Source organism: Protofrankia sp. Cas4, from assembly GCF_963555915.1.
In the GTDB taxonomy this organism is placed as follows: Bacteria; Actinomycetota; Actinomycetes; order Frankiales; family Frankiaceae; genus Protofrankia.
In genome coordinates, this window is sequence record NZ_CAUVXL010000105.1 from 1 (window position 1) to 2,303 (window position 2,303).

1 protein-coding gene and 1 pseudogene are annotated in these 2,303 nt (G+C 69.5%); one reads left to right on the forward strand and one right to left on the reverse strand.

The window, feature by feature from the left end:
• Positions 1 to 486: pseudogene (locus tag U9979_RS09915) on the forward strand (hypothetical protein); the annotation flags it as partial.
• Here the strand turns inward: U9979_RS09915 and U9979_RS09920 are convergent.
• Positions 387 to 2,303, reverse strand: a 1,917-nt coding sequence (locus tag U9979_RS09920) for a restriction endonuclease (RefSeq protein WP_322779133.1), incomplete at its 5' end; no start/stop codon positions are given. The pseudogene U9979_RS09915 and the gene U9979_RS09920 sit on opposite strands and share 100 nt — an antisense overlap.

Consider the following 2,303-nt stretch of genomic DNA (forward strand, 5'->3'; position numbering starts at 1 on the left):
GACGCGGCGGTGGTGGGGATCGCCCGCTCGCACCAGTCCCACGACCTCACCCCGGCACGGGTCGGGGTGACCCAGCACGATCTCTACCAGGTCGCGTGCGGCTGCGGACGCCGCCACGTGGCCGCCCGGCCGGACGGGGTGCCCGGGGCGCCGGTGTCCTACGGGCCGGAGCTGCGCGCGCTCGCGTTGTACTTCCTGGTCCGCCAGCACCTGCCGGTCAAGCGGACCCGGGAAGCGCTCGTCGAGCTGTGCGAGGTGACGGTCTCGGCGGGCTGGCTGCACTCGCTGCTGGCCCTGGGCGCAGACCCGGTCACCGCAACCCCCGCCATACCCATCAGCCTGCCAGAAACAGGAACACCACCGCTGCCACATCACCGCCTCCGCATCTACTCGGAAGCGGCAGGAGGGGTGTCGCTGCGCGGATCACGCCACCCGTCAGGGGCAGCGATACGGGCTTCGATGCCGGCGTGTTCGGCCAGGAGGTAGAGCAGGTTGGCGCCGTCGATGAGCTCAAGCGGCTTGCCGTTCGCGAACTGGTAGCTACTCTGCCCGTAACCGGAAGTCGATACCAGGATGCCTTTGCTGGCACCCTCATTCTGAACGGTGCCGTAGAGGTCCCTGACCGCGGACACACCAACGGTGTTCTTGTAGCGCTTCGCCTGTATGACAACCTTACCGCCGAAGATCGGACGCGAGTCGAACGCAACGCAGTCGACCCCGCCGTCACGCGACGCCTGGGTCTGACGGGCCTCCAGCCCCATCCGCGTGAAAAGATTCGTGATCAGCGATTCGAACTCGTTCGGGGTCAGCTCCATGAGGTTCTGCCGGGTATCGAGACCGGACAGCACGTCGCTGGTCTCGATGAACCTGGGGTCCACCATGGAGAATTCGAGCACCGGACGGACTGGTGCCAGCTCCGCCGGGCTCTTCGAGACGCTCGCGCCGAGGTGTCGCAGGCACGCAGCCGGTTCCACCTGCCCCAGGTTCAGCCCGGCGAACATGTCCCGCGTGGTGCGCAACGTCACCAGACAGGGGCGGATCGCCGCACCGGTCGCCCGGTCGACGGCATCGACCATCCCGTTGAATACCAGGGTGCCGAACGTCTGATGCCCATCAGCGGTAAACAGCGTGTGCAACACGGCGAGCGACGTCTGCGCCAGCACCTCCGCATAGATCGCCTTCTTGTCCGCGGCGGTCCGCGGTACCGGGGTGATCGTGTCGGTACCGACCGTGTACTTATAGCCTTTCGCGGCCGGTACCACCGCCGACGCCGGCAACTCGTACTCGACCACGAGCTGGCGGGACTCCGGGGTGTAGGCGACCTGAAACCGTTGCGGGAACGTGGGCGGGAACACCGCCTGCGCGCCTTTCGCGGTCAAAACCAGCTCGAAGTAGGCGGCCACCGCCGCCGGCTCGTTCGCGGCCAGGCCCGACCACAACCGAGCCACATCGGCGACATCGCGTGCGTGCTGTGCCCGCACACCGGCGATGGCCCGCTGGTAGGACGCGTGTGCGGCGGCGAGCTGCTGTTCGCGTAGCCGCTCGCGCTCTGCGTAGGACGCCTGCGCGTCAGCGAAGCGGCGGTGCGCCTGCGCTACCGCGGCGGCATGCCGGTCCTTGCTGAACACCCGGCCGAGCGTGCTCTGCTCGGCCGGTAGGAATGTTGCCAGCCGGGGTGGTGGTTCGGCCATGGCCAACGGGCCCGGCTCAAAGGGCGGGATGGCCGCCGGCGGTATCACCGCGTTCTGGTCCACCCGGCTCGCCGTGCCCAGGCTCGCTGCGAGCACCGTCGTCAGCTGCGCGACCTCGGCGTCCAGCACCGCGGTCATCGCCGCGACCTCGACCTGGCGGGCTTCCTTGTACCCCCGCCGCCCGGCCGGGTCCACTGCATACGGCCGGGCGGCGTCAGCGGCCCGGGTCGCCTGCGCGGCCTGCTCCCGAACCCGGATCAGTAGGTCCGGGGACACCCGTGCGGCCACCGCCGCCCGGTAGCGCGACAGCACCGCCGAGAACTCCACCCGGCTTCCAGCCGACGACGACACCGATGCGGAGGTGGTAGCCCCGCCGGACCGGAGGGCTTCGCCGGCCGTTTCGGTGGTCGGTGCGTCCTGCACGCTGACGCCGAACTCCCGTGCCAGCGCACCAAGCCCGGTATCCCAGCCCTGCCCGACCGCCCGGAACTTCCACGTACCGCCCCGCCGGTACAGCTCGCCCGCCACGTAAGCGGTTTCCCGCCCCGCGCTGCCCAACTCAACCCGACAACCAGACAACCCGGCTGGATCGTGGCCGGTCAGCGTCAGCTC